General features: G+C 73.0%; 18 protein-coding genes. 10 read left to right on the forward strand and 8 right to left on the reverse strand.

Going from position 1 to position 23,039, the window contains the following annotated elements; all coding sequences use genetic code 11:
• Positions 1-135: 135 nt before the first annotated feature.
• From ACWCRA_RS24605 to ACWCRA_RS24615, 3 genes are all read left to right on the forward strand, one after another.
• Entirely contained in the window at positions 136-927 is a 792-nt protein-coding gene (locus tag ACWCRA_RS24605; protein ID WP_351546730.1) for a class I SAM-dependent methyltransferase, read from the forward strand.
• The gene (locus tag ACWCRA_RS24610) at positions 924-1,775 is read left to right on the forward strand and encodes a GNAT family N-acetyltransferase (RefSeq protein WP_351546732.1); all 852 of its coding nucleotides are present in this window, start codon (positions 924-926) and stop codon (positions 1,773-1,775) included. Before ACWCRA_RS24605 ends, ACWCRA_RS24610 begins: the two co-directional genes overlap by 4 nt.
• 380 nt (positions 1,776-2,155) lie before the next feature.
• Positions 2,156-3,757 carry a sodium:solute symporter family protein gene (locus tag ACWCRA_RS24615; RefSeq protein WP_451068606.1) on the forward strand — a complete coding sequence of 534 codons (1,602 nt, stop codon included), beginning with the start codon at positions 2,156-2,158 and terminating at the stop codon, positions 3,755-3,757.
• Between the two features lie 9 nt (positions 3,758-3,766).
• On the opposite strand, the gene ACWCRA_RS24620 is transcribed toward ACWCRA_RS24615, so the two are convergent.
• The 5 genes from ACWCRA_RS24620 to ACWCRA_RS24640 form a co-directional block, all read right to left on the reverse strand.
• Entirely contained in the window at positions 3,767-6,370 is a 2,604-nt protein-coding gene (locus ACWCRA_RS24620; protein ID WP_451068607.1) for an NACHT domain-containing protein, read from the reverse strand.
• 77 nt (positions 6,371-6,447) lie between these two features.
• Entirely contained in the window at positions 6,448-7,566 is a 1,119-nt protein-coding gene (locus ACWCRA_RS24625; protein ID WP_351546741.1) for an ADP-ribosylglycohydrolase family protein, read from the reverse strand.
• An 86-nt stretch (positions 7,567-7,652) separates the two neighbouring features.
• Positions 7,653-8,225 carry a hypothetical protein gene (locus ACWCRA_RS24630; RefSeq protein WP_351546744.1) on the reverse strand — a complete coding sequence of 191 codons (573 nt, stop codon included), beginning with the start codon at positions 8,223-8,225 and terminating at the stop codon, positions 7,653-7,655.
• 874 nt (positions 8,226-9,099) lie between these two features.
• On the reverse strand, positions 9,100-11,892 hold the full coding sequence (locus ACWCRA_RS24635) for a tetratricopeptide repeat protein (protein WP_451068608.1): 2,793 nt from the start codon (positions 11,890-11,892) through the stop codon (positions 9,100-9,102).
• A 100-nt stretch (positions 11,893-11,992) separates the two neighbouring features.
• Entirely contained in the window at positions 11,993-14,575 is a 2,583-nt protein-coding gene (locus tag ACWCRA_RS24640; protein ID WP_451068609.1) for a bifunctional FO biosynthesis protein CofGH, read from the reverse strand.
• Between the two features lie 122 nt (positions 14,576-14,697).
• Here ACWCRA_RS24640 and ACWCRA_RS24645 point away from each other — a divergent pair, with 122 nt between their 5' ends.
• Genes ACWCRA_RS24645 through ACWCRA_RS24655 form a run of 3 tightly spaced genes read left to right on the forward strand, consistent with a single transcriptional unit; the run spans position 14,698 to position 16,225 of the window.
• Complete coding sequence (locus ACWCRA_RS24645; RefSeq protein ID WP_351546753.1) at positions 14,698-15,246, forward strand: SseB family protein; 549 nt, start codon at positions 14,698-14,700, stop codon at positions 15,244-15,246.
• Positions 15,243-15,872, forward strand: coding sequence for a hypothetical protein (locus tag ACWCRA_RS24650; protein ID WP_451068610.1), 630 nt, complete (start codon positions 15,243-15,245; stop codon positions 15,870-15,872). Before ACWCRA_RS24645 ends, ACWCRA_RS24650 begins: the two co-directional genes overlap by 4 nt.
• A gap of 32 nt (positions 15,873-15,904) precedes the next feature.
• The gene (locus ACWCRA_RS24655) at positions 15,905-16,225 is read left to right on the forward strand and encodes a hypothetical protein (protein WP_451068611.1); all 321 of its coding nucleotides are present in this window, start codon (positions 15,905-15,907) and stop codon (positions 16,223-16,225) included.
• On the opposite strand, the gene ACWCRA_RS24660 is transcribed toward ACWCRA_RS24655, so the two are convergent.
• A complete protein-coding gene (locus tag ACWCRA_RS24660) occupies positions 16,215-16,634 on the reverse strand; it encodes an ATP-binding protein (protein WP_451068612.1) in 420 nt (139 codons plus the stop codon). The two genes, ACWCRA_RS24655 and ACWCRA_RS24660, sit on opposite strands and share 11 nt — an antisense overlap.
• Before the next feature lie 139 nt (positions 16,635-16,773).
• Between ACWCRA_RS24660 and ACWCRA_RS24665 the strand changes: the two genes are divergently transcribed.
• From ACWCRA_RS24665 to ACWCRA_RS24675, 3 genes are all read left to right on the forward strand, one after another.
• Positions 16,774-17,640 carry a helix-turn-helix domain-containing protein gene (locus ACWCRA_RS24665; protein WP_451068613.1) on the forward strand — a complete coding sequence of 289 codons (867 nt, stop codon included), beginning with the start codon at positions 16,774-16,776 and terminating at the stop codon, positions 17,638-17,640.
• The gene (locus tag ACWCRA_RS24670; RefSeq protein ID WP_451068614.1) at positions 17,637-17,891 is read left to right on the forward strand and encodes a DUF397 domain-containing protein; all 255 of its coding nucleotides are present in this window, start codon (positions 17,637-17,639) and stop codon (positions 17,889-17,891) included. Before ACWCRA_RS24665 ends, ACWCRA_RS24670 begins: the two co-directional genes overlap by 4 nt.
• A 69-nt stretch (positions 17,892-17,960) precedes the next feature.
• The gene (locus tag ACWCRA_RS24675) at positions 17,961-19,316 is read left to right on the forward strand and encodes an FG-GAP and VCBS repeat-containing protein (RefSeq protein ID WP_451068615.1); all 1,356 of its coding nucleotides are present in this window, start codon (positions 17,961-17,963) and stop codon (positions 19,314-19,316) included.
• Positions 19,317-19,891: 575 nt separating this feature from the next.
• On the opposite strand, the gene ACWCRA_RS24680 is transcribed toward ACWCRA_RS24675, so the two are convergent.
• Both ACWCRA_RS24680 and ACWCRA_RS24685 read right to left on the reverse strand, forming a co-directional pair.
• Positions 19,892-20,713, reverse strand: coding sequence for an alpha/beta fold hydrolase (locus tag ACWCRA_RS24680; protein WP_451068616.1), 822 nt, complete (start codon positions 20,711-20,713; stop codon positions 19,892-19,894).
• Entirely contained in the window at positions 20,676-21,986 is a 1,311-nt protein-coding gene (locus ACWCRA_RS24685; RefSeq protein ID WP_351546774.1) for an MFS transporter, read from the reverse strand. The genes ACWCRA_RS24680 and ACWCRA_RS24685 overlap by 38 nt, the downstream gene beginning before the upstream one ends.
• 55 nt (positions 21,987-22,041) lie before the next feature.
• Between ACWCRA_RS24685 and ACWCRA_RS24690 the strand changes: the two genes are divergently transcribed.
• Complete coding sequence (locus ACWCRA_RS24690) at positions 22,042-23,037, forward strand: helix-turn-helix domain-containing protein (RefSeq protein WP_351546777.1); 996 nt, start codon at positions 22,042-22,044, stop codon at positions 23,035-23,037.
• Positions 23,038-23,039 lie beyond the last annotated feature (2 nt).

Here is a 23,039-nt window from a genome sequence, read left to right on the forward strand (position 1 = left end):
TCCCCCGCGCCTCCCCGCGCTCCGCCGCGACCGCCCGCTGCCCCGAGCACCCCCTCCCACCCCCGTACACCGCCTCCGCCCAGCCCTGCCCGGCCCCGTGCCGGACGCCGGGCCGGGCGGGAGAGAAGGAGCGTCATGAAGCACGACCCTTACGGCACCGGCGTCCTCAACAAGGACATCCCCGAGGAGCGGGAGCGGCTCAGCCTGCTCCAGCAGGCCCTGGACCCGGTGAGCACCGACGCGCTGGCGGCGCTGCCGGCCGGCCCGGCGCCGCGCTGCCTGGACCTGGCGGCGGGCGCGGGCTCCGTCTCGTACTGGCTGGCCGACCGCTTCCCCCAGGGCACGGTCACCGCCGCCGACATCGACCCGCGCTATCTCGACGAGGCGTACGCGCCCAACCTCCGGGTGCGCTCCTTCGACATGCGGGAGGACGATTTCGCGCCGGGGTCGTTCGATGTCATCCACGCCCGGTCCGTGCTCAAGCACATACCGGAGCGGGACGAGGTGCTGAAGCGCATGTTCCAGTGGCTCGCGCCCGGCGGCCGGCTGGTGGTGGTCGACGGCTACTGGTTCCCCTCCGACGAGACCGCGCACCCGGAGTGGGCGCGGCCCATGGACGCCATCGTGCGGCAGATGAACTCGCAGGGCGGTGACATGCGGTGGACGCGGAAGCTGCCCGGCACCATCGCCCGGCTCGGCTTCACGGACATCGGCGTCCGGCTCGCCCCCTCCCTCGGCGGCTGGGAGGGCTGGGGCCCGCAGGCCCACCGCTGGATACGTCCCACGATCCGGCAGACCGCGCCGACCCTGGTGGAGAAGGGCTTTCTCTCCGAGGAGGAGGTGGAGCGCTATCTCGGGCTCCCGGAGGGGCCCGACTTCGCCGAGTGGTTCGGGGTGATCGCCGCGGTCACGGGCCGCCGTCCGTGACGCGTGTCGCCACCGGTATCCGGCCGCTCGGGCCCGCGGAGCTGCCGGCCTGTCTGCGGCTGGCGGAGAGCCACGGCTGGCCCGCGGAGATCCGGGCCTGGGAGTTCCTGTTCGCGACCGGGGCCGTCCACGGGACCGAGGGGGAGCGCCCCGGTGAACTCGCCGGCGTGGTCGCCTCGGTGCGCTACGGCACGGCCGTCACCACCGTCGGCGGCATGCTGGTGGCCGAGCGGTACGGCCGCCAGGGGCTCGGGTCCCGGCTGATGCGGCACGCGGTGGACCGCGCACCGGCGGACACCGTCTGGCTGACGGCCACCGCCCCGGGCCGCCCGCTCTACGAGCGGCTGGGCTTCCGGCCCGTGGGCACGCTGGTCCGCTTCTCGGGGCGGCCGGGTCCGGTGGACCGGGCGGGCGACGGCTCCCGCCCGGCGGTCCCCGCGGACCTGCCGGCCATCATCGCCCTGGACACCGAGGTCTTCGGCGCGGACCGGTCGCCGCTGCTCACCCTGCTCGCCTCCGTGGCGACCGGGGCCCGGGTGGCCGAAGGCCCCCGGGGCCTCACCGGATACGCGATGACCTGGAGCGGGGTCGGCTTCACCGTCGTCGGACCGCTGATCGCCGAGAGCACGGAGACGGCGGTGGGGCTGCTCGACGGGCTCACCGATCCCGCGGCCGGGGGCGGCGGTCCGCTCCGGATCGACATCGGCCGGGAGCGGGCCGGACTGCGGGAGTGGGCCCTCGCCCGGGGTCTGCGCGAGGGCGGTACGACCGCGGTGATGATCCGGGGCGGGCCCCTGCCCGGCGACCGGTCCCGTCTGTTCACCCCGGTCACCGGGGCGCTCGGCTGAACCTCCGCCCGAACCCCTGGGCCCCTCCCTTCCTCCGCGGGGTCCGGGGGTCTCCGGCGCCGGTGCGGCGGAGTGCCGGTGTGCCGGAGCGGCGAGTGCCGTTACCCCGGTGCGCGCTGCTGTGACGCCTGACGAAGTGCCCGCTCATCGTGGGTCCGGCGGCCCGGGCGCGACAACGACTCCACAGGTCAAGAAAAGGCAAATTCGTTCGACTTACTGATTGCCGTTCATATACCTGACCGGAGGCCCTCTTGACCGGCCCCCGGAAACGGGAGTTCAATCGCCCAAGTCCCCAGTCCGCGCACGGGGGACCCGCTGAACGGACGCACTGACGGAGTGCACTGCCGGTCGTTCATCAGGCGGACCCCAGGAGGGGGCACATGAACAGTCTCGACTGGACCGTGCTCATCGGCTACTTCGGTGTGATGATCGCGATCGGAGTCTGGTCGCACAGACGCGTGGAGAGCGTCAGCGACTTCTTCACGGCGGGCGGCCGGATGCCCTGGTGGCTGTCGGGCATCTCGCACCACATGTCCGGCTACAGCGCGGTGATGTTCACCGGGTACGCGGGCATCGCCTACACCTACGGCGTCACCTCCTTCGTGACCTGGTCGCTGCCGATCGCGATCGGGATCTTCATCGGGGCGAAGCTCTTCGCGCCCCGGCTCAACCGGCTGCGGTCGAAACTGCGGGTCGCGTCGCCGCTGGAGTATCTGAAGACCCGCTACGACCTCAAGACCCAGCAGGCGCTCGCCTGGTCCGGCGTACTGCTGAAGATCGTGGACGTGGGCGCCAAGTGGGCCGCCATCGCCACCCTGCTCTCCGTCTTCACCGGGATCTCGCTCAACGAGGGCATTCTGATCACCGGCGTCATCACCGGTGTGTACTGCACCATCGGCGGGCTGTGGGCCGACGCCCTCACCGAACTCGGGCAGTTCATCATCCAGCTCTTCGCCGGGCTCGCGATGCTCTTCGCGGTGATGAGCGAGCTGAACGGCTTCTCCACCCTGTGGACGATCTGGGACGAACCCGAACTCCAGGGCCACGCCGAGCCCACCGCCGGCCCCTACACCGTGACCTTCCTGCTCGCCTTCCTCTTCATCAAGACCTTCGAGTACAACGGCGGCATGTGGAACCAGGCCCAGCGCTACATGGCGACCGCCAACGCCCGTGAGGCGACCCGCTCGGCCCGGCTGTCGGCGGTGCTCTGGTTCGTCTGGCCGCTGGTGCTCTTCTTCCCCATGTGGTGCGCGCCGCTGCTGGTGGACGCCAGGAAGCCGGACGCCTCCGACAGCTACGCCCTGATGACCGAACAGCTCCTGCCGCACGGGCTGCTGGGCCTGGTCATCGTCGGTTTCTTCTCCCACACCATGGCCATGTGCTCCTCCGACGCCAACGCCATCGCCGCCGTCTTCACCCGGGACATCGCCCCCGTCCTCTCCCGGAAGGCCCGGAGCTGGAGCGAACGCGCCGGACTGATCGCGGCCCGCTGGTCGACCATCGCCTTCCTCGCGCTGTCCATGGCCATCGCCACCCAGGTCAACTCCCCCACCTTCAAGGACATCATCACCGTCGTCATCAAATGGGTGGCGGGGCTGATGGGCCCGATCGCCATCCCGTTCATGCTGGGTCTGCTCCGCGCCTTCCGCCGCTCGGGACCGACGGCCGCGCTCACCAGCTGGGCGGCCGGGCTGATCGCCTTCTTCCTGCTGAACTACGAGATCAACGGCACCGCCAGGACCGATGTGGCGCTCCAGTACCAGGTCTCCGTGCCGCTGGCGATCTCGCTGGTGCTGTACGTGGTGATCGGCCTGATCCGCCCCGAGGACACCCCGGAGCGGGACGCGGTGATCGCCCGTATCAACACCGACGACGACGACGGCGGTGCCGGGGCGGGCGCGGTGCCCCGGCAGGGGCGGCGGGGGCCGGTGGACGCGAGGAAGCCGGTGCGGACGAAGGTGGTGCGGCGCAAGGGGAAGTGAGCCCCGCGCTCAGATCCGGCGCTTCCCCTCGGCGAGTTCGACGGTGATGTGGGACGGGACCTCGGGGGTCCTCTCCCGCCTGGGCTCCGGGACGACGAGGGTGCGCAGGCGGGGGAAGGCGCGGAGCCACTCGGCGTCGCCGAGGAAGCCGTTCCGGAGCCAGAGGTGGGTCAGCCGCTCCGGGTCGAGGTGCTCCACCAGGTCGCCGGGGCGGTACACCCCGACGACCTGGACCCTGGCCCGGCCGCCCAGGGCGCGCAGGGCCCTGAGATGGCCGGGGTTGTGGGCGGCGAAGTAGAGGTCCGTCTCGTCGACATGGGCCAGCACCTCGTCCGCGTACCGCTGGGTGTCGAAGTGGTACCAGGCCCAGGAGAGCTGGCGGCGGACCCGGAGGGCGGGGTGGGAGCGGTAGCGGGCGAGGACGGGGAGCGCCGCGTCGGTGCCGACCCGGGACGCCGTGACAACCACCCGGTAGGCCTGCTTCTCGTCCAGCCCGTCGGGCCCCGGGAGCAGACCGAGGGCCATGGGGCCGCCGGTATCGGCCAGGAAGTGCGCCTCCGCCAGGCTCGCCGGGGGGACGAGCGGCTCGACCCGGTCCAGGACCGCGCGCCGGGTGCCCGGGGCGATCTCGGTGGCGTGCTCCAGACAGGTCGCCGCCAGGAGGGCACGGCGGATCGTCCCCCCGAAGGTGGTGGCGTCACGGCTCCCCCCGTGGACCCCGGCGTCGGAGACGCGCGTGGTGATCCCCTCGATCAGCCCCCGCAGAATCCGCTCCCGCTCCGCCGGGCGGCCGAGCGCGACCGCCATCCGGACCACGTCCTCCCACTGGTCGCGGGTGGCGTTCCTCAGCAGCAGCGGGAAGTCGCCCTCCTCCACCAGGGCCTTGGCGCCCAGATAGTCCATGAAGGTCCGGTGGACGAAGTCGACCCGGCCGTGCGCCGGTTCACGGAGCAGCCCGGAACGCACCAGCAGATGGCGCAGGACCCGCTCGGGCGGGGCGCCGACATGGGGCATGTACTCCAGGGCCCGGCCGAGCTGGGTGAGGGCGTCGGCGCGCTCCATCTCCACGCTGTCGTTGCGGATCATCCAGTGGGCGAGCTTCTGGAGCAGCAGGATCTGGGTCTCCGACGAGAGCCTCAGGCCCTCGTCGCAGGCCACTCCCCGCTCCGCGTCGCGGCGTTCGAGGAGCATCCGCAGGGCCGCGTCGTAGAGGTCCTTGCGGCCGTGGGGAAGGAAGCCGTGGCGCTCCCGGTGGAGGGCGCAGAGCAGCCCGCACATCAGCGGGTTGACCGCGAGGCGGCCGAGGGCGGTGCTGGCGCGGATCGCGTCGAGCAGGGCGGTGGCCAGGGCGGGGTCCGTGTCGGCGGCGCGGTGCCAGCGGCGGATGAAGTGGGTCGTGTCGTCGTGGGACATGGGGTGGAGGGTCAGCTCGGTGAAGCCCTCGCGGGAGAGCCAGTTCTGTGCCACGGCCGAGGGGCGCGAGGTCACCACCCACTGGTTGCCGGGGAAGTCTCCCATCAGCTCCCACAGCCAGGAGCGGACCGTGTCCCGGTCGCGCGGGGAGACCTCGTCGATGCCGTCGATCAGCAGCAGCCCCCGGCCGGCGCCGAGCACCCGGTCCGCCCAGCCGCCGGGCTGGGACCCGGCGACGGAGCTGCGGACGGCGGACAGGAACTCCCCCGGGGTGGGCGGCAGGCCGTCCCGCATCACCCGGCGGAGCGGGAGGACGAAGGGGACCCGGCCGATGAGATGGGCCAGATCCCCGCCCAGCTCGCCGAGGTCCTGGCGGGCGGTCGCCACCGCGAGCCACTGGACCAGGGTGGTCTTGCCGGAGCCCGCCTCGCCGCGCAGCAGCACCCGCCCCTGACCTGCGAGGGCGCGCTCGGCGGAGAGCGGGACGAACAGCGACTCGCCCTCCTGGGCGGTCCGCAGGGAGATGTAGGCGGTGTCGAGCCGCCACTCCCCGCGCTGGTCGAGATCGAGGCCGTAGATCGTCAGCTCGCCGTGCTTGCGGGTGATGTGCTCGCAGTACCGCCGCTCGAAGCGGGTGTCCTCGGCGAGGCGGGAGCCGAGACGCTCCATCAGGAGGTCGGTGCGGGCGGCCAGCGCGTCGAGCGTGCGGGTCTGTTCCACCAGGGTGCGGGCGACGAAGCCGGAGCGCTGGGTGAAGAAGTTCAGGATGTGGAGGCAGGCGGTGGTCAGCAGGGGCTGGTAGTGGGCGTCGGCGGCGGCCGAGAGGCCGGCCGGGCGGGTCAGTGCCGCCGCGAGCCGCTCCGGACCGAGGCGTACCGCCTGGAGGTCGTCCATGTCGAGGTCGCCCAGGCTGTGGAGGGCGAGAGCGAGGGCGTCGGCCAGCTCGGCGCGGACCTCGTCGGTGGGGGCCTCATGGGGGCCGTACGACTGGACCGCGCGGGCGGTCAGCTCCGTGGCGAGCGCGCGCAGCTCCTTCGCGCCGAGGGTGCGCCGCTCGCCCCGGAAGGAGATCAGGCCCGCTATCCGCACCGGCTCCTCGACCAGCGCCGCCCCGGGGGGTGTCGGGACGAAGAGCCTGCGGATCAGGGGGGCGACCGCCGTGGACGCGAGGCGGGCGGCGAGAGCGGCGGTGGCATCCATGGACGCGATGCTAGACGAGCGCCGGGGAGGCCGTACGGGACTGTGGACAGCGGTGGTTGAGGCCCGTGGTCAGCCCGTCAGCCCCGGGGGTAGCGGGCGAGCCAGCCGGGGGCGGCGGCGGTGGGGCTGTGCAGAGCCGGGCCCTGGGTCATCTCCATCGCGAAGTCGTCGGCCAGCTCCAGCAGGGTGGGGCGGCCCTCCAGCTCGGAGAGCCAGGCGGGCGGCAGCGCGGTCTCGCCGTGCAGCGCGCCCAGCAGGGTGCCGGTGACGGCGCCGGTGATGTGCGAGGGGCCGTCGTGGTTGACCGCGAGACGCAGGCCGTGCCGGATGTCCTCGCCGACGAGCGCGCAGTAGACGGCGGCGGCGAGCGCGCCGTCGGAGTGTCCGTCCCCGCCGGCGAGCGCGGCGACCCGTTCGGCGCCGGGCACACCGTCGCGCACGGCACCGAGTGCGGCCTCCAGGCCGTCCGTGACCGGCTGGTGCCCGGGGCGGGAGCCCACCAGCTCCAGGGCGCGGCGCACCCCTGCCTCCAGGGTCTCGCCCCGGGCCAGTCCGTGCACGATGACGGCGAGCGCGCCGGCCGAGAGACCGGCGGCCGGGTGGCCGTGGGTCTGGGCCGCGCACTCCAGGGCGAGCTGGCAGACCAGTCGCGGCTCCCAGCCGACGAGCAGCCCGAACGGCGCGGACCTGGCGAGGGCGCCGCTGTCGCGGGCGGTGGGGTTCTTGGGGGACTCCAGGGTGCCCATCGTCTCGTCGCCGAGACCGAGCAGGCAGGCCCGGGGCGGGTCGCGGCGGGTGTAGAGCCACTCCTCGCAGGCGAGCCACCCGTTGTCCTTGCGGCGCTCGTCCGGGCCCCAGTCGCGCTGGGTCGCGGCCCAGCGCAGATAGGCGCGGTGGACATCGGTCGGCGGGTGCCAGGCGCCGGTGTCGCGGCGGACCTGGGCGCGGATCAGGCCGTCGACGGTGAACAGGGTGAGCTGGGTGGCGGCGGTGACGGCGCCTCTGCGGCCGTGCGCCGGCCGGAGGTCGGTGATGCCGTCGGGGCCGTGGGCCGCGAGTATCCCCTCCAGGGTGAGGGCGGCGGCACCCGCTCCGAGCGCGTCACCGATGGCCCCGCCGAGCAGTGCGCCGCGCACCCGGGCCCGGAAGTCCTGCTGCTCGGCACGACCCCAGACGGCTGTGGCTGCTGCGCTCACCGCGCGCCCCTCCCTGGACGTGGTACCTGGTGCGAACCCCTGCCGGGGCAGCACTGTAATCGAACGGGGGGAGCCCGGCGCGGGGGTCAGCGCACGACGAAGATCGTGCTGCCCTCCACCGCGAAGTCCCAGATGGCTCTGCCGTCGTCGGTGCGGACCCGGATCGCGCCGATCTGCTTGCCGGGGACGGGCTTCGGGGAGGAGCCGTCGACGGCGGCGGAGAAGGCGATGTTGACGCCGTCGGCGGAGGCGGCGAAGAAGACGGCGTTCTCGATGGAGACGCCGTCGGTGCCGGTGGCCGTGGGCTCCCGGTGGGTGACCTGGTGGCTGCCGACGGCGGGCTCCACAGTGCCCGGCCAGACGGTGAAGGTGGCGAGGGCCTCGCCCATGCGGTCGACGAGCCAGACCCGGTCCTTGCCCAGGGAGTACACCAGCCGCTGGCCCCGGCCCGAGTCCTCGGGGACGGGAGGGGGCTTGGGCGCGGTCCTGGGTGTGCCGGCGGGGGCCGAGGCGGAGGCGGAGGGGGAGGCCGCGGGCTTGCGGGTGGCGGCGTTCTGCGGGTCGGACTGGCCGGCCTGGACCGCGAGGAGGAGGACGCCCACGAGGGCGGCGGAGGTGAGGCCTGTGACCAAGGCGCCGGCGGATATCTGACGGGCCATCGGGCGGGTGTCTCCTCGGGGCGCTTGCGGGCCCCTGGTGGGGGCGATGACGGCGAGCAGCTTATCGGCTCATGTGGGAGGGGGTGGGGGGCTGGGGGGTGCGGGGCCCTGCGGTGCGGGGCCCTGTGCCCCAGGGTCCGCCCTCAATCGCCGGGCGGGCTGGGTTTGCCCGGGCCGCCTGCCGGGCGGGGTCCGTCCGCGAACTCCCCAGAGCTGCCTCCGGGAGGTGCCCCCAGACGGGCTGCATCTTGCACGGTCCGTCCTCAAACGCCGGACGGGCTGGGAGTGCCTGGACGAGCCGGGATTGCTCGGGGCACCCGGGGCGCGAGGTCCGTCCGCGAACTCCCCCAGAGCTGCCTCCGGGAGGTGCCCCCAGACGGGCTGCATCTTGCACGGTGCGGGCGCCCGTGGCGCACGGTCCATCCTCAATCGCCGGACGGGCTGGGGGTGCCTGGACGAGCCGGGATTGCTCGGGGCGCCCGGGGCGCGAGGTCCGTCCGCAAACTCCCCCAGAGCTGCCTCCGGGAGGTGCCCCCAGACGGGCTGAGGTTGCTCAGCATCACCTGAGAGCAGAGGCACGACATCCAGCCCCGCTGAGGGCCGAGGCACGAAACCCAGCCCCTCCGGCGATTGAGGAGCGGGGGTTCGGGGGCTGGCCCCCGACCGTGGCCCGCGGGATGCGGGCACCTGTCGCACAGGGTCCGTCCTCAAACTCCCCCAGAGCTGCCTCTGGGAGGTGCCCCCAGACGGGCTGGGGGTGCCTGGACAGGCTGGGAGTGCCTGGAAGAGCTGGGATTGCTCGGGCCGCCCGGGGCGCGGGGGCCGTTCCCAGGTGGCGGGCGGGGTGGCAATGTTCGGGGCGCCCGGGGTGTGGTCAGGTGGGGAGGCGGTGGTGGGGCCAGGTGTAGGCGGGGTCGAGGGACAGGGCCCGGGCGAAGTGCGGGGCCGCCTCCGAGACCCGCCCCAGATCCTGAAGCACCGCCCCGTGCTCCGCCGCGATCCACGCCGCGTCCGGCCTCAGCTCCCCCGCCCGCTCCAGCTCCCCCAGCGCCTCCCCCAGCCTCCCCAGCGCATGCAGCACCTGCGCCCTCCCCCCGACCGTCAGCCCGTCCCCCGGAGCCAGCTCGTCCGCCCGGTCGTAGTCCCGCAGCGCCTCCTCGTACCGCCGCAGCCGCTCATGGGTGCGGGCCCGCCCGAGGTGGGCGTACGCGTACTCCGGCGCGTGGTCGATCGCCGCGCCGTAGTCCGCGAGCGCCTCCTCGTACCGCCCGGCGAGCTGGTGCGCGTGCCCCCGCTGGGCGAGCGCCCACTCGCGGGAGCGGGCCAGCTCCACCACCCGGTCGAGGTCGGCCAGCTCGGCCGCCGCGTCCCCCGTCTCCCGGTGGATCTCCGCGCGCCGGACCAGCGCCCAGAGGTACCCGGGCCGGATCTCCAGGGCCCGCCCCAGATCCGCCAGCGCCTCCCCGGTCCGGCCGAGACCGTGCTTGGCCATGGCCCGGCTGCCGAACGCCCACGCGTACCCCGGGTCCAGCTCAATGGCGCGGTCGTACCGCGCCACCGCCTCCTCCGAGCGGCCGATCCGGCGCAGGATCTCGCCGTGCTCACCGACGATCCAGGCGTTGCCCGGGTCGGTCTCCAGGGCCCGGCCGATATCGGCGAGGGCCCCCTCCGCGTCCCCGGCCGCCCGCCGCACCTGGGCCCGCCGCACCAGCGCCCAGATGTGCCGGGGCCTGATCTCCAGTGAGCGGTCCAGGTCCGCGAGCGCCTCCGCGCCGCGCCCGAGCGCGTGTTTGGCCTGCGCCCGGCTGGACAGCGACCAGCAGTCCGCCGGGTCGATCTCCAGCGCCCGGTCGAACGCGGCGAGCGCCTCCTCGTACCGCCCCAGCAGCCGCTGGGTCTCCCCCAGCCCGCCGTGCGCCCGCCCGTTCCCCTCGTCGAGCGCGATCGCGGCGCGGTAGTCGCGCAGCGCGCCGTCGGCGTCGCCGAGCAGCCGGTGGGCGCGGGCGCGCACGGTCAGCGCGGCGGCCCGGTCGGGGATGCCCGGCTCGTCCCGGCCGAGGATGATCCCGAGCAGGTCGATCCCGCCGCGCCGCTCGTCCTCCAGCGCGGTCCGGCACTCCCGGGCCAGGGCTCCGAGGGCGTCGTTCCCGGTGTCCTCGCCCGCGTCGGCGAGGGTCCGGGCCCACTGCCGGGCGGGCACCAACCCGGCGTCGCAGGCGTCGATCCCGTCGCGGAGCACGGCGGGCAGGGCGGTGCGCGGCCGGGCGCAGAGCCGGTGGTACAGCTCTTCGACGCGGAGTGCGCGCCAGCCGTCCTGGGCCCAGCGCTCGGCCGGCGGCAGCCCTTCCCCCGCCTCCCCGGCCCATGCGGCGAAGGCGTCCGCGAGCCGGGTGTGCCCCGCGCTCCAGCGTTCGGGGGAGCTGTTGCGGGTCAGCCGCAGCATGGGACGGCGGACGACGTCGTGGTACTGGGCGCGCCCGCCCCGGTCGCCGACGAACGGCAGGGTCCGCAGCCAGCCGAAGAGTTCCCGGGTCTCGTCGGTGCGGGCCGCCGCGCGGAAGATGTCCTCGTTGAGCCGGCGCGGCAGCGCTCCGTCGAGGGCGGCCGAGCGGCGCAGCGGGTCGCTCTCCCATTTGAGGAAGCGTTCGACGGCGGTGGCGCTGGGGTCGGTGACGCCGCCGGTGCGGCCGGCGTTCTCGGCGAGGGTGGAGACGAGGACCGGGAGCCGTCCGGAGAGCCGGAGCACATCGCGTACCACCTCCTCGTCCACGACGTCTTTCGCCGCGAGGAGGGTGCGGGCCTCGGACTCGGTGAAGGGGGCGAGCGGCAGTTCGGTGACGAGGTCGGCGCAGTCGGCCCAGACATGGGGGTCGACGGGGCGCTGGCCCGACGTGGTGATCACGGTCTGAGCGGGAAGCAGCCCCAGACGATCGGTTGTGGTCAGATCCCGTAACCAGGGGTCGAGAAACGGTCCGGTCCGTTCATAGGTGTCGAAGAAGAGAACGATCCAGGGGGCCTCGGAGGCCACCCGCTCCAGTTCGGCGGTGAGGACGGGGGTGAGGACCCGCACCGGGTCGAGCACCAGGGTCACGTCCTCCTGCCGCCCGAGGTGCCGGCTGAGCGCCGCGCGGACCCCGTCGGCCCCGGCCGCGACCCGGGCGGGGTCGACCGCTCCGGCGAGCGCGCCGATGCCGGGGACCAGACCGAGCCCGATCAGCCCGGCCTGGGCGGCGACCATCGACCCGGTGGTGGGCGCGGGAACGGCCCCGGGAGCACCCCCGCCCCCGGCCGCGTCCACGGCGGCGGCAGCGGCCGACTCCGCCTCGTACCGCCGCTGCCGGTAGGTGTCCAGCATCCGCTCCAGCGCCTTGAGCCGGACCCCCTGCCCGGCGAACTGCGCGCAGATCGTCTCCAGCGCCTCGGGCACGCTGTTGACCGACTCGTCCAGGGTCGCGGTGAGCGCCCGCCGCTCACGGGCGGTGTGCCCGAGCCGGCGGACCAGCGACGACTTGCCGACGCCCGCGTTGCCGTGGATGTGGAAGAGGAAGCGGTGGGCGGGGTCGTCGGGCGCCGTCGCGAGGTTGTCCTGAAAAAGGGCCAGTTCCGCCCGGCGGCCGACGAACCCGTCGAGTCTGCGCTGCCTCAGCAGCTCCTGCATGGACCCCATGGAGGTCATTGTGACGGCCGCGCCCGGCGCCCGCGCAACCCCGGACCCGCCCCGCGCGCGAGCCCCGGCCCGGGGGCGACCCCCGCCCTGCCCCGCCCCGTTACTCCGTCACCAGCGGCAGCAGCTCCGGCAGATGCCCGTCCGACCCGTGCGCCGCGCGCATCCGCTCCTCGGACACCTCCCCGTACAGCGTCGTCCGCGCCCGCGCCGGGCGGCCCGCCAGCTCGGCGATGGCCGTCAGATCCTTGATCGAGCGGTACGAGCCGTAGCGCGAGCCCGCCATCCGGGAGATCGTCTCCTCCATCAGCGTGCCGCCGACATCGTTGGCACCGGAGCGCAGCATCTCCGCCGCGCCCTCGGCCCCCAGCTTCACCCAGCTCGTCTGGATATTGGTGATGTGGGGGTGGAGCAGCAGCCGTGCCATCGCCGTGACCGCGCGGTTCTCCCGGTCGGTGGGGCCGGGGCGGGCGATCCCCGCGAGGTACACGGGTGCGTTGGTGTGGATGAACGGCAGGGTCACGAACTCCGTGAACCCGCCCGTCTCCCGCTGGATGCGGGCCAGCGTCCGCAGATGGCCGAGCCAGTGCCGGGGCTGGTCCACATGCCCGTACATCATGGTGGAGGAGGAACGGATGCCGAGCCGGTGCGCGGTGGTGATGACCTCGATCCAGTCGGCGGCGGGCAGCTTGCCCTTGGTGAGGACCCAGCGGACCTCGTCGTCGAGGATCTCGGCGGCGGTGCCGGGCATCGAGTCGAGGCCGGCCTCCCGGGCCTCCGTCAGCCACTCCTTGATGGACATCCCGGTCCGGGAGGCGCCGTTGACGACCTCCATCGGCGAGAAGGCGTGCACATGCATGTCCGGGACGCGCTTCTTCACCGCGCGCGCGATGTCGAAGTACGCCGTGCCGGGCAGATCGGGGTGGATGCCGCCCTGCATGCAGACCTCGACCGCGCCGACGTCCCACGCCTGGGCGGCCCGGTCGGCGACCTGGTCCAGGGAGAGGGTGAAGGCGTCGGCGTCCGTGCGGCGCTGGGCGAAGGCGCAGAAACGGCAGCCGGTGTAGCAGACATTGGTGAAGTTGATGTTGCGGGTGACGATGTACGTCACCTCGTCGCCGACGACCGACCTGCGCAGCTCGTCCGCGATCCGGGTCAGGGCGTCCAGCGCGGGGCCGTCGGCGTGGAGAAGGGCGAGGGCCTCGTCGTCGGTGAGGCGGGTGGGGTCGTCGGCGGCCTGCTTCAGCGCCTGCCGGACATCGGTGTCGATCCGCTGCGGCACCATCCCGGGCGCCGCGGCCTCGCGCAGCGCCTCCCAGTCCCCGTACACCGCGTCGAAGTCGTCACGGCGGTCGTGGGTGCGGCCCTCGGTGTCGATGGTCCGGTGCAGATCGGTGCGCCCGGTGGAGGTGAAGCCCTCGTCCGGCTCCTGCCACGGCAGGCCGACGGGCGTGGCGCCGGAGACCGCGAGCCCCGTCACGGGATCGGCGAGCGCCCGCACATGGGGCATGAGCCGGGGGTCCATCCAGGGCTCCCCGCGCTGGACGAACTCCGGGTAGACGCAGAGCCGCTCGGCCAGCGCGAACCCGGAGCCGGCCGAGTGCTCCGCCAGCTCGTCGATCCGGGGCCAGGGGCGCTCGGGGTTCACATGGTCGGGGGTGAGCGGGGAGACACCGCCCCAGTCGTCGATCCCGGCGCCGATGAGCCGTCCGTACTCCGCGTCCACCAGGTTCGGCGGGGCCTGGAGGCAGGCGGACGGGCCCATGATGTGCCGGGCCACGGCGACGGTCGCCACCAGGTCGTCCAGCTCCGCGTCGGGCATGCCGCGCATCGCGGTGTCCGGCTTGGCGCGGAAGTTCTGGAGGATCAGCTCCTGGATGCCGTGGTACGCCCGGGAGACGCGGCGCAGCGCGAAGAGCGACTCCGCCCGCTCCTCATGGGTCTCGCCGATCCCGATCAGCAGCCCGCTGGTGAACGGCACGGAGCTGCGCCCCGCGTCCTCCAGCACCCGCAGCCGGACGGCGGGGTCCTTGTCGGGGGAGCCGTAGTGGGGGCCGCCGGGCTCGCTCCACAGCCGGGTGGCGGTGGTCTCCAGCATCATCCCCATGGAGGGGGCGACGGGCTTGAGCCGCTGGAAGTCGGTCCAGGACATCACGCCGGGATTGAGATGGGGCAGCAGCCCGGTCTCCTCCAGGATGCGGATCGACATCGCGCGGACGTACGCGATGGTGTCGTCGTACCCCTCGGCCTCCAGCCACTCGCGCGCCTCGGGCCAGCGGTCCTCGGGCTTGTCGCCGAGGGTGATGAGGGCTTCCTTGCAGCCCATCCCGGCGCCGCGCCGGGCGATGGCCAGGACCTCGTCCGGAGACATGAACATGCCGTGGCCCGCGCGGCGGAGCTTGCCGGGGACGGTGGCGAAGGTGCAGTAGTGGCACTTGTCGCGGCAGAGGCGGGTGAGGGGGATGAAGACGCTCTTCGAGTAGGTGATGACGCCGGGGCGGCCGGCGGCCTCCAGGCCCGCGTCACGCACCCGCGCGGCGGAGGCACAGAGGTCGTCCAGATCACTTCCGCGCGCCTGGAGCAGCACTGCGGCCTCGGTGACATCGAGGGCGACCCCGTCCCTGGCTCGCTTGAGGGCGCGGCGCATGGCGTTCTCGGTGGGGCGGGCGGTCTTGTGATCCGTCATGAATCGAGCATACGAGCTGCATCCGACAGCCCACCGGCCCGTACCCGGTAACAGGAGTCAACCTCCGGTACGCCTCGGCCGGTGTGCCGCTCCCGGGGAACCGCCGTGCCACGATGACGGGTATGACGAACCACGGGGGCGGGGAAAAGGAACCGGAGCGGGAGCCGGGGGCCGCTCGGCGGTCGCGGCTGAGGGATCTCGACGGTGCGCGGCAGCCGGCGGGGGCGGGTGCTCCGGAGGCGCCCGAGCCGGCCGGAGCCGGTGTACCGGAGGCGGCGGCTCCGGGTGAGGAGGAGGACCCGGTGGCCCGGCGGCGGCGCGAGTTCGCCGTCCTGCTGGGCGAGTTCCGGCGTACGGCGGTACTGGTCCCGTTCGATCCGTACGGCAGCCCGTGGACGGCCGACCAGGGCGGGGTCCGCTGGATCTGCGCCTTCTCGGACGAGGGCGCGCTCGCCCGGTTCGCGGCCCTCCGGGGCGAGGGCGGCCGGGAGTGGACGTACCGGACGATCCTGGGCGCGCGTCTGCTCGACGCGATGGTCCCGGCGCTGGCCGTGCCCGCCGGGGTGGCACTGGACGCGGGCAGCGGCGAGGGCATGCTGTTCCCGCCGGTGGCGGGGATCGTGCCCGACGCGGCGGCCGTCGATCCGGAGGGAGTGGAGGAAGCGGGATGAGCGGCGACAACGGGGACCTGGTCGCGCCGCCGGAGGCGCTGGCGCTGATCGCGAAGGGCATCAACGCGGCCCACCAGGAGCTGAAGGACCTCGGCATGATCGGCGAGGCCACGGCGGGCCGGGGCTTCGCGGACCTGGCCCTGTCCGGCCTGGACATGGGCCACGAGGGCCTGGCCGATCAGTTCAGGACATTCTGCGACCGATGGGAGTTCGGCGTCCGCGGCCTGATGCAGAAGGGCAACGGCTTCGCCCAGGGCATCGGCCTCTCGGCGGGCGCCTACGCCGAGCAGGAGCGGTACGTCAAGGACACGATGAAGATCGGCGTCAACTCGCTGAACGGAAACCCACACCTGAGCGAGGACGAGGTCAAGCGGAAGAGCTGGGCCGATATCGCCGCCCAGTCGCCCACCGACAATCCGGACTACAGCCCGGAGTCCTTCGAGCGGGCCCACGAGGAGGTGAAGCAGACCTGGAAGGACACGGCTTACGACGTCCAGGACAGCGCGCACGACTCGCTGGAGAGCTCGGGGGTGATCGGCCCCGAGGCGCGGGAGGCGGTGGACGAGCGGATGCGGGAGGGGCTCGATCCTTCGGAGGCGGCGGTGAGGCGGGCGCGTGAGGGATAGATCACCGAGGGGCGTGCGGGACGCGGGAGGTCATGCCGTGGAATCGGCAATTCCAGCTCTGGCGGCACTCGGTGGGCCACGCGGTGCTGCTGCCGCGGCGGCGGAGCCACGACCCGGACCGGTACGGGACACGTATCGATGTCCTGTTCCCCGCCGTCGCGCTCATGCGGCTCCGGCCCTCGTACGCATCGCTCCGGATCGATGCCGCCACGGCGAGGGAGCACGACGCCCTGCTCGGGGGCCCGGCCCCGGACATCGCGCAGGGGGCGCTCCGCATCACCTTTCAGCGGATGGCCAGGCGAAAGCCGGCTGTCCGTCGGGCCTCCCTCGCCGCGGCGGACCTCACCGGTTGAGGGAGACGTCAGCCCAGACCGTTTTGCCCACCACGCGGTCCTTCGTGCCCCAGGAGGACGCCAGGGCCTCCACCAGGAAGAGGCCCCGGCCCGACTCCGCGTCCGGGGACGGGTCTCGCGGGACCGGCGCGCGTTCGGCGCGGGCGTCCGAGACCTCGATGCGGAGGGTGTCCGGGGTCAGGGTCAGACGGAGTTCGAACTCGCGGCCCGGGAGACGGGCGTGGGTCACCGCGTTCGCCGTCAGTTCGGCCACGATGTGGGCCGCCGCGTCCGAGGGGTCCGTACCGCAGGGGACGCCCCAGCCGTCCAGCGCGTGGACGGCCAACAGGCGCGCCAGTTGAGCGCACTTGCGCGTGGCGGGGAAGCGCTGGGTGAATTCAGCCGTGCGGGTGGGGGTTCGGGGATTCATGTCACAGAGCTTGGCCCCGTACCCATACTGCTGAACAGCAGTGATGTCACGACGCTGGGTATCGGTACGGGTGCCTCCGGTGTGCTGTACGGGCCCTCGGCCGTGCCCGTACAGGCACGCACACAAAGGCGGTACGGACATGTCAGACGCAGCGCGCGAGCGGCGGCCCGAACTCCCCATCGAGCTGGACGGGACGGCCTTTCTCTTCAACACCCTCCGGCAGCAGGTGAAGATTCTCCGCACGGCGACCGGGATGAGTCAGAAGGACCTCGGGAAAGCGCTCAGCTTCAGCGAGGACCTCGTCTCCTCCATCGAGCGCGGGGTAGGGCCCACCCAGCCCGACTTCCTCAACCGCGCGGACGACGCCCTCAACGCCGGCGGGCTGCTCAAGGCCGCCGTCGACGACGTCGAGAAGGCGCTCGCGCAGGCGCGGAAGCGGCATCCGGACTGGTTTCGGGACTTCGCTGACGCGGAGGCGCAGGCTCTTGCCATCCATGACTACAGCGTCCAGGCCATTCCAGGGCTGCTCCAGACCGAGGAGTACGCACGGGCAGTCTTCACGCACTGGAGGCCCCTGTTGAGTGAGGAGATCATCGAGAAGCGCGTCGCCGATCGCATGGCACGGCAAGTGATCCTGGACAAGTGGCCCGCTCCCACTCTCAGCTACGTGGTCGAGGAAGCGGTCTTGCGAAGGCCTGTCGGCGGCAGGACCGTACACCGGAAACAACTGCGGAGGTTGCTCGAAGCAGGTCAAATGCGCAACGTCGAGTTTCAGGTGATGCCCGATAGCTGTGAAGATCACCCCTGCCTTGAGGGCGCGTTCATTCTGCTGACTCCCAAGGGTCGACGGCAGGTGGCCTATATCGAAGCTCAGGGCTATCCCAAGCTGATCACCGACCAGGAAGAGGTGCGCATCTTCAGCGAGCGTTATGGGATTATGCGATCACGGGCCCTTCGGACCGATGAATCCCTGTCCCTTATTGAGAAGTTGCTGGGAGCACCATGAACAGCGAGCACCTCCACTGGGTCAAGAGCAGCTACAGCGGTGGATCAGGCGGCGCCTGCCTGGAAGTCGCTCTCACCTGGCACAAGTCCAGTCACAGCAGCGGTGCGGGCGGCGAGTGCGTCGAGGTCGCCGCCTGCCCCGCCCTCGTCCACGTGCGCGACTCCAAGCAGCCGGACGACGGGCGGCTCGACCTCCCCGTCCCCGTCTGGGACGCCTTCCTCTCCTACGCACGCGCGCATCCGATCGGCTAGCCGTCCCGTACAACCCTTGATCGCCATCGCGGGTCTCCTCTGTGCTCACCCAGACAGCAGGAGATCCGCATGCTCATGCGCAAGAACCTTCGCCTCGTCCTCGCGGCGGCCACCGCCGTCTCCCTCACCGGCGGGCTGCTCAGTCTCACCGCAGGGACCGCAGCCGCCGCGCCCGCCAAGTACGCCGACGACTTCAACGGCGACGGCTACCGCGACTACGTGTCCCACGGCAGTGGAGCCGGAGTGGTCATCACCTACGGGACCGCCACCGGGCCCGGCACCAAGACCAAGCGGATCGACCAGAGCAACCCCGGCATACCGGGCACACTGACCGGCAACGACGGCTTCGGGGGCTCCTCGGCCGCCGCCGACTTCAACAGCGACGGGTACGCCGACCTCGCCGTCGCCGACATGTCCGAGACAGTGGGGAAGCGCAAGCGGCAGGGCATGGTGGTCATGCTCTGGGGGTCCAAGTCCGGGCTCGGGTCCAAGGCGACCACACTCGCGCAGAAGTCGCCCACCTCCGAGTGGCTGTTCGGCCGGCACCTCGCCGTCGGGGACTTCGACGGCAACGGGAAGCCCGATCTGGCCGTCGCCGACTGGTTCACCGTGCACATCTACCGGGGCGGCTTCTCCTCCAAGGACGGCGGCACCCGGACGGTCACCCGGCACGACCCGAAGCACGGCGCCCTGCGCGAGATCACCGGGCTGGCCGCCGGGAAGGTGACCAAGGACAAGGCGAGCGATCTGTACGTCCTCGGAGCGGGGTATGTGAACGACCGGCAGACCTCCGGTACCTGGTTCCTGCGCGGTGGCTCCACCGTCACCGCGCCGAGGAAGCCCACCACGTACAACTCCTCCAGCCCCGACTGGTCCCCCGTGGGGGTCATCGCGGACTTCGACAAGAACGGTTACGGCGATCTCGCGGTGACGGAGTCGGGGTACAAGAAGCACGCCGGTTCCGTGCTGGTCATGCGCGGCGGGGCGGACGGGGCCGGGTCCTCGTACCGGCTCACGCAGGACAGCGCCGGGGTGGCGACGTCGCTGAAGGCCGGGGACGAGTTCGGCTTCGACATGTCCGTCGGCGACACCAACCGGGACGGGTATCCGGACCTGGCGGTCGGCGTGCTGGAGGACATCGGGCGCGATCAGTCGGCGGGTGGGGTGCATGTGCTGCGCGGCGGGAAGAAGGGGGTGAGCGGTGGCGGGTCGCAGTGGTTCACGAAGGAGACGGCGGGGCTGCCGAGCAAGCCGTTCGGATCGTTCGGCGGGGAGACGAGGTTGCGGGACGCCGACCGGGATGGTGATGCCGATCTGTTCATCTCCGACAACTCCGGGCGGAGTTTTGTGCTGAAGGGAGGGGGGGCGGGGGTGAGCACGAAGTCCAGCTCGGTGGTGGGGCTGCGGGCGAACTTCCCGCAGTAGAGGGCTCTTTGGTTGGGGCTCGGTGGGTGCGGGGTCCTGTGGCACAGGGTCCGTCCTCAAACGCCGGACGGGCTGAAATCGCTCGGGTTGCCCGCGCGCCAGGGTCCGTCCTCAAACGCCGGACGGGCTGGGTGGTGCAGCCGGACGGGCTGAAATTGCTCGGGTTGCCCGCGCCCCGGGGTCCGTCCAGCCCCTCCGGCGATTGAGCAGCGCCACCCCGGCCTCTCCGGAGACCTGAGCAACCCAAGCCCCTCCGGCGACCTGAGCAACCCAAGCCCCTCCGGCGATTGAGGAGCGGGGGTTCGGGGGCTGGCCCCCGACCGTGGCCCGCACCGCACCGTGCGGGGTCCCGTGGCACAGGGTCCGTCCTCAAACGCCGGACGGGCTGAAATTACTCGGGTTGCCCGTGCCCCGGGGGGCCGTCCTCAAACGCCGGACGGGCTGGGTGGTGCAGCCGGACGGGCTCGGTGGTGACCGGACAAGCTGGGTGGTGGCCGGGCAGGCCAGGGGCTCGGCCGGGCGGGGCCGAGGGCGCGGGCAGGCAGGGCCGAGGGCTCGGGCGGGCGGGGCGGGAGTTAGCGGCGCAGGTCCGAGAGGAACTCCCTCACCAGCGGGCCCATCTCCTCCCCCAGGTCCTCCGCCGTCAGCAGCTCCTCCGACATCGCTCGCGGGGACAGCCGGCCCCCGGGGAGGGTCCGGGCGACCTCCGCCGCCAGGGCCGACGGGTGGCGGGCGTCCATGCCCGGGACGATCAGGGCCGGGGCGGTGATCGCCGCGAGGTCGGCGACCTCGCGGAACGCCCGGTCCTCGCCCAGCGCGCAGAACGCCGCCACGCTCGCCCGGTCCGCGCGCGGGATCGCCTCGCGGACGAGGTTGCCGATCAGCGGGGCGAGCGTCGGGAGGACCGGGGCCCAGGCGGCCTCCAGGCCCTCCGTCCGGACGCGGGCGGCGAACCGGCGGAAGAAGAGGCGTTCGGCCTCCTTCGCCTCGTCGTCCTCGATGTCCTCCACGCTGATCACGACGATCGCGCGGACCCTCCCGGGGTGCTCCAGCGCCGTGCGGAGCGCGATGGTGCCGCCCAGGCCCGTGCCGACGAGAACGGCGCGCTCCTCGCCCAGGTGGTCCAGGAGGGCGGTCACATCGTCCGCGTACCGCGACCAGGTGTGCCGGGCCGGGTCGGCGCAGACGGAGGCGCCCCAGCCCCGGATGTCGGGGAGCACCACCCTGTGGCCGTCCCCGATGCGCCCGGCCAGCGGGAGCAGGCTGCGGTGGTCGGGGCCGCCGCCGTGGAGCAGGACCACCGGTGACGGGCCGGTGCCGGCGCCGGCGCCGGTGGTCGCGGCGTACAGGGGACAGCCGTCACTTCCCCGGTACGTCAACGGGGTCGACTGGGTCATCCGTACTCCTCGGTTCGGTGGTGTCGACGGGGGGTGCGGCGGCGGGCTCCGGGCCGCGACGGCCGCGCAGGGAAGTGAACAGTACGGGGACGAACGCCACGGCCATGAACCCCGCCCCGGTCCACATCGCCGCCCGCACCCCCGCCAGCTCGCCGATCACCCCGGCCAGCGCCGAGCCCAGCGCCATCGCGCCCATCAGCATGAAGCGGAAGGTGGCGTTCATTCGGCCGAGCAGGGCGTCGGGGGTGCGGCGCTGGCGCAGGGTCACGGCGAGGACGTTGTCCACCCCGATCTTGAAGATCGCCAGCGTCCAGCCGGCCGCCGCGAACCAGAGCCAGCCGCCCCGGTCCACCAGCGGGACGACCAGGGCGGCCGGGGCCAGGGCGAGCCCGACCACACCGATCGTCCGGCTGTAGTCCCCGCCGAGGCGGCGGGCGATGGGGCGGGCGGCGTGGGCGCCGAGGAAGATGCCGACACCGCCGGCGGCGTAGAAAAGGCCCAGGACGCCCGGGGAGAGGCCGAGTTCACGGGTGAAGAGGACCGGGAGGAGGGTGTTGGCGAGCTGGATGCCGAGGTTGGAGAGCGAGCCCGCCAGGCAGAGGGCGCGCAGTTGGGGATCGGCGAGGACATGGCGTATGCCCTCCCGTATCTGGGCGGCCAGGCGCGGCGGTCTCTCCCGGGCCGGGGGGCGGGGGGTGTCGCGGACACGGGTCAGACGGAGGGCCGCCGCGAGGTGGAGGAGGCTGACGACGCCCGTCGACAGGGGGGCGGCGAGCAGTTGGACGACGGCGCCGCCGGCTCCCCGGCCCGCGACCTGGCCGGCCGCCTGGAGGCTGACCAGGGCGGCGTTGGCCCCCACCAGGCTCTCCCGGCCCACCATCGCCGGGATCGCGCTCTGGGCGGCGACATCGACGAAGACGGTGCCGCAGCCGTGCAGCAGGACGACGGCGTACAACTGCCAGAGGGTGAGCGCGTCCAGCCACCACGCGACCGGTATGGAGAGACAGAGCGCCGACCGCGCCAGCTCACCCGTGATCATGATGCGGCGGTGGTTCATCCGGTCGATCCAGGCCCCGGCGGGAAGCCCGATGAGCAGGAACGACACGGTCATCAGGGTGACGAGTACGCCGACCTCACCGGGGCCCGCGTCCAGGGTGGTGACGGCGATCAGGGGGGTGGCCACGTAACCGACGTTCATCGCGAGGTTGGCGAGGACCACGGCGGAGAAGAGCGCGCGGAAGTCGGGGACCCGCCAGGGGCTTGGTGAGGTCATGCTCCTCACCCTGCCGGGGGTCCCATTTGGCTTCCAATGATTTAGTGTCGACTGAATGGTGCGAGTGGGGCGTGCTCAAGGCGGCACTGTCGAGATCGAATTCACGGCCGAGGACATGGCGCGGACGCGGTTCGCGATCTCCCCGCTGTGGGAGGTCGCGGCGAGTGTGCGCGTCCTCAAGGACGGCGATCCGCAGGGGATGCACCGCCCGTGGGTGGACCGGGTCCGCCCGCTGCTCGAATCGGCGAAGCTGGATCTGACCCCGCTGTGGCGGCTGGTGAGCGTGCCGACGGGGTGCGTCCCGTCCTTCCTCGTGCCACCGCCGACGACCCCGCAGCCCTCGCTGGCCGTGGAGCTGACGGCGCTCCGGTCCACCCCGGCGGAGCTGCTGCGGACCTCCTCCCCCGGGCTCCAGGAGATCGCCGCCGAGCTGCGGGCGGACCCGGGGCGGGAGCTGGGGCGGCTCGCGGAGGTGATCGCCGCGTACTGGGAGGTCGCCATCGCGCCGTACTGGCCCCGGATGCTGGCCCTGTTCGAGGGGGACATCCTGCACCGGGCGATCCACTTCGCGGACGGCGGGGCACGGCGGCTCTTCGACGACTTCGGGCCACAGCTCACCTGGGACTCCGGCACGCTCCAGCTGGTGCGCCGCACGAGCTGCGGCACCCAGCGGCTCGGCGGGCGGGGGCTGCTGCTGGTGCCCTCCGCCTTCGCCTGGCCGCAGATCGTCTCCAACCTCGGGCGGACCGCCTGGCAGCCGACCCTGCGCTACCCGCCGCGCGGGATCGGCACGCTCTGGAGACAGAGCCCGCACCCGTGCTCGGACGCGCTGGCGGGGGTGCTGGGGCGGACCCGGGCGCGGCTGCTGGCGGAGCTGACCTCCCCCGCCTCGACCACCGAACTGGCGCGGCGGATCGCGCTGTCGGCGGGGGGTGTCTCGCAGCATCTGACGGCGCTGCGGGCGGCGGGGCTGGTGAGCGCGCACCGCACCGGGCGGATGGTGCTGTACGCGCGGACGAGTGTGGGGGAATCGCTGGTCAGCGGGGGATGACC

The sequence above is a fragment of the Streptomyces sp. NPDC001889 genome, assembly GCF_053594535.1.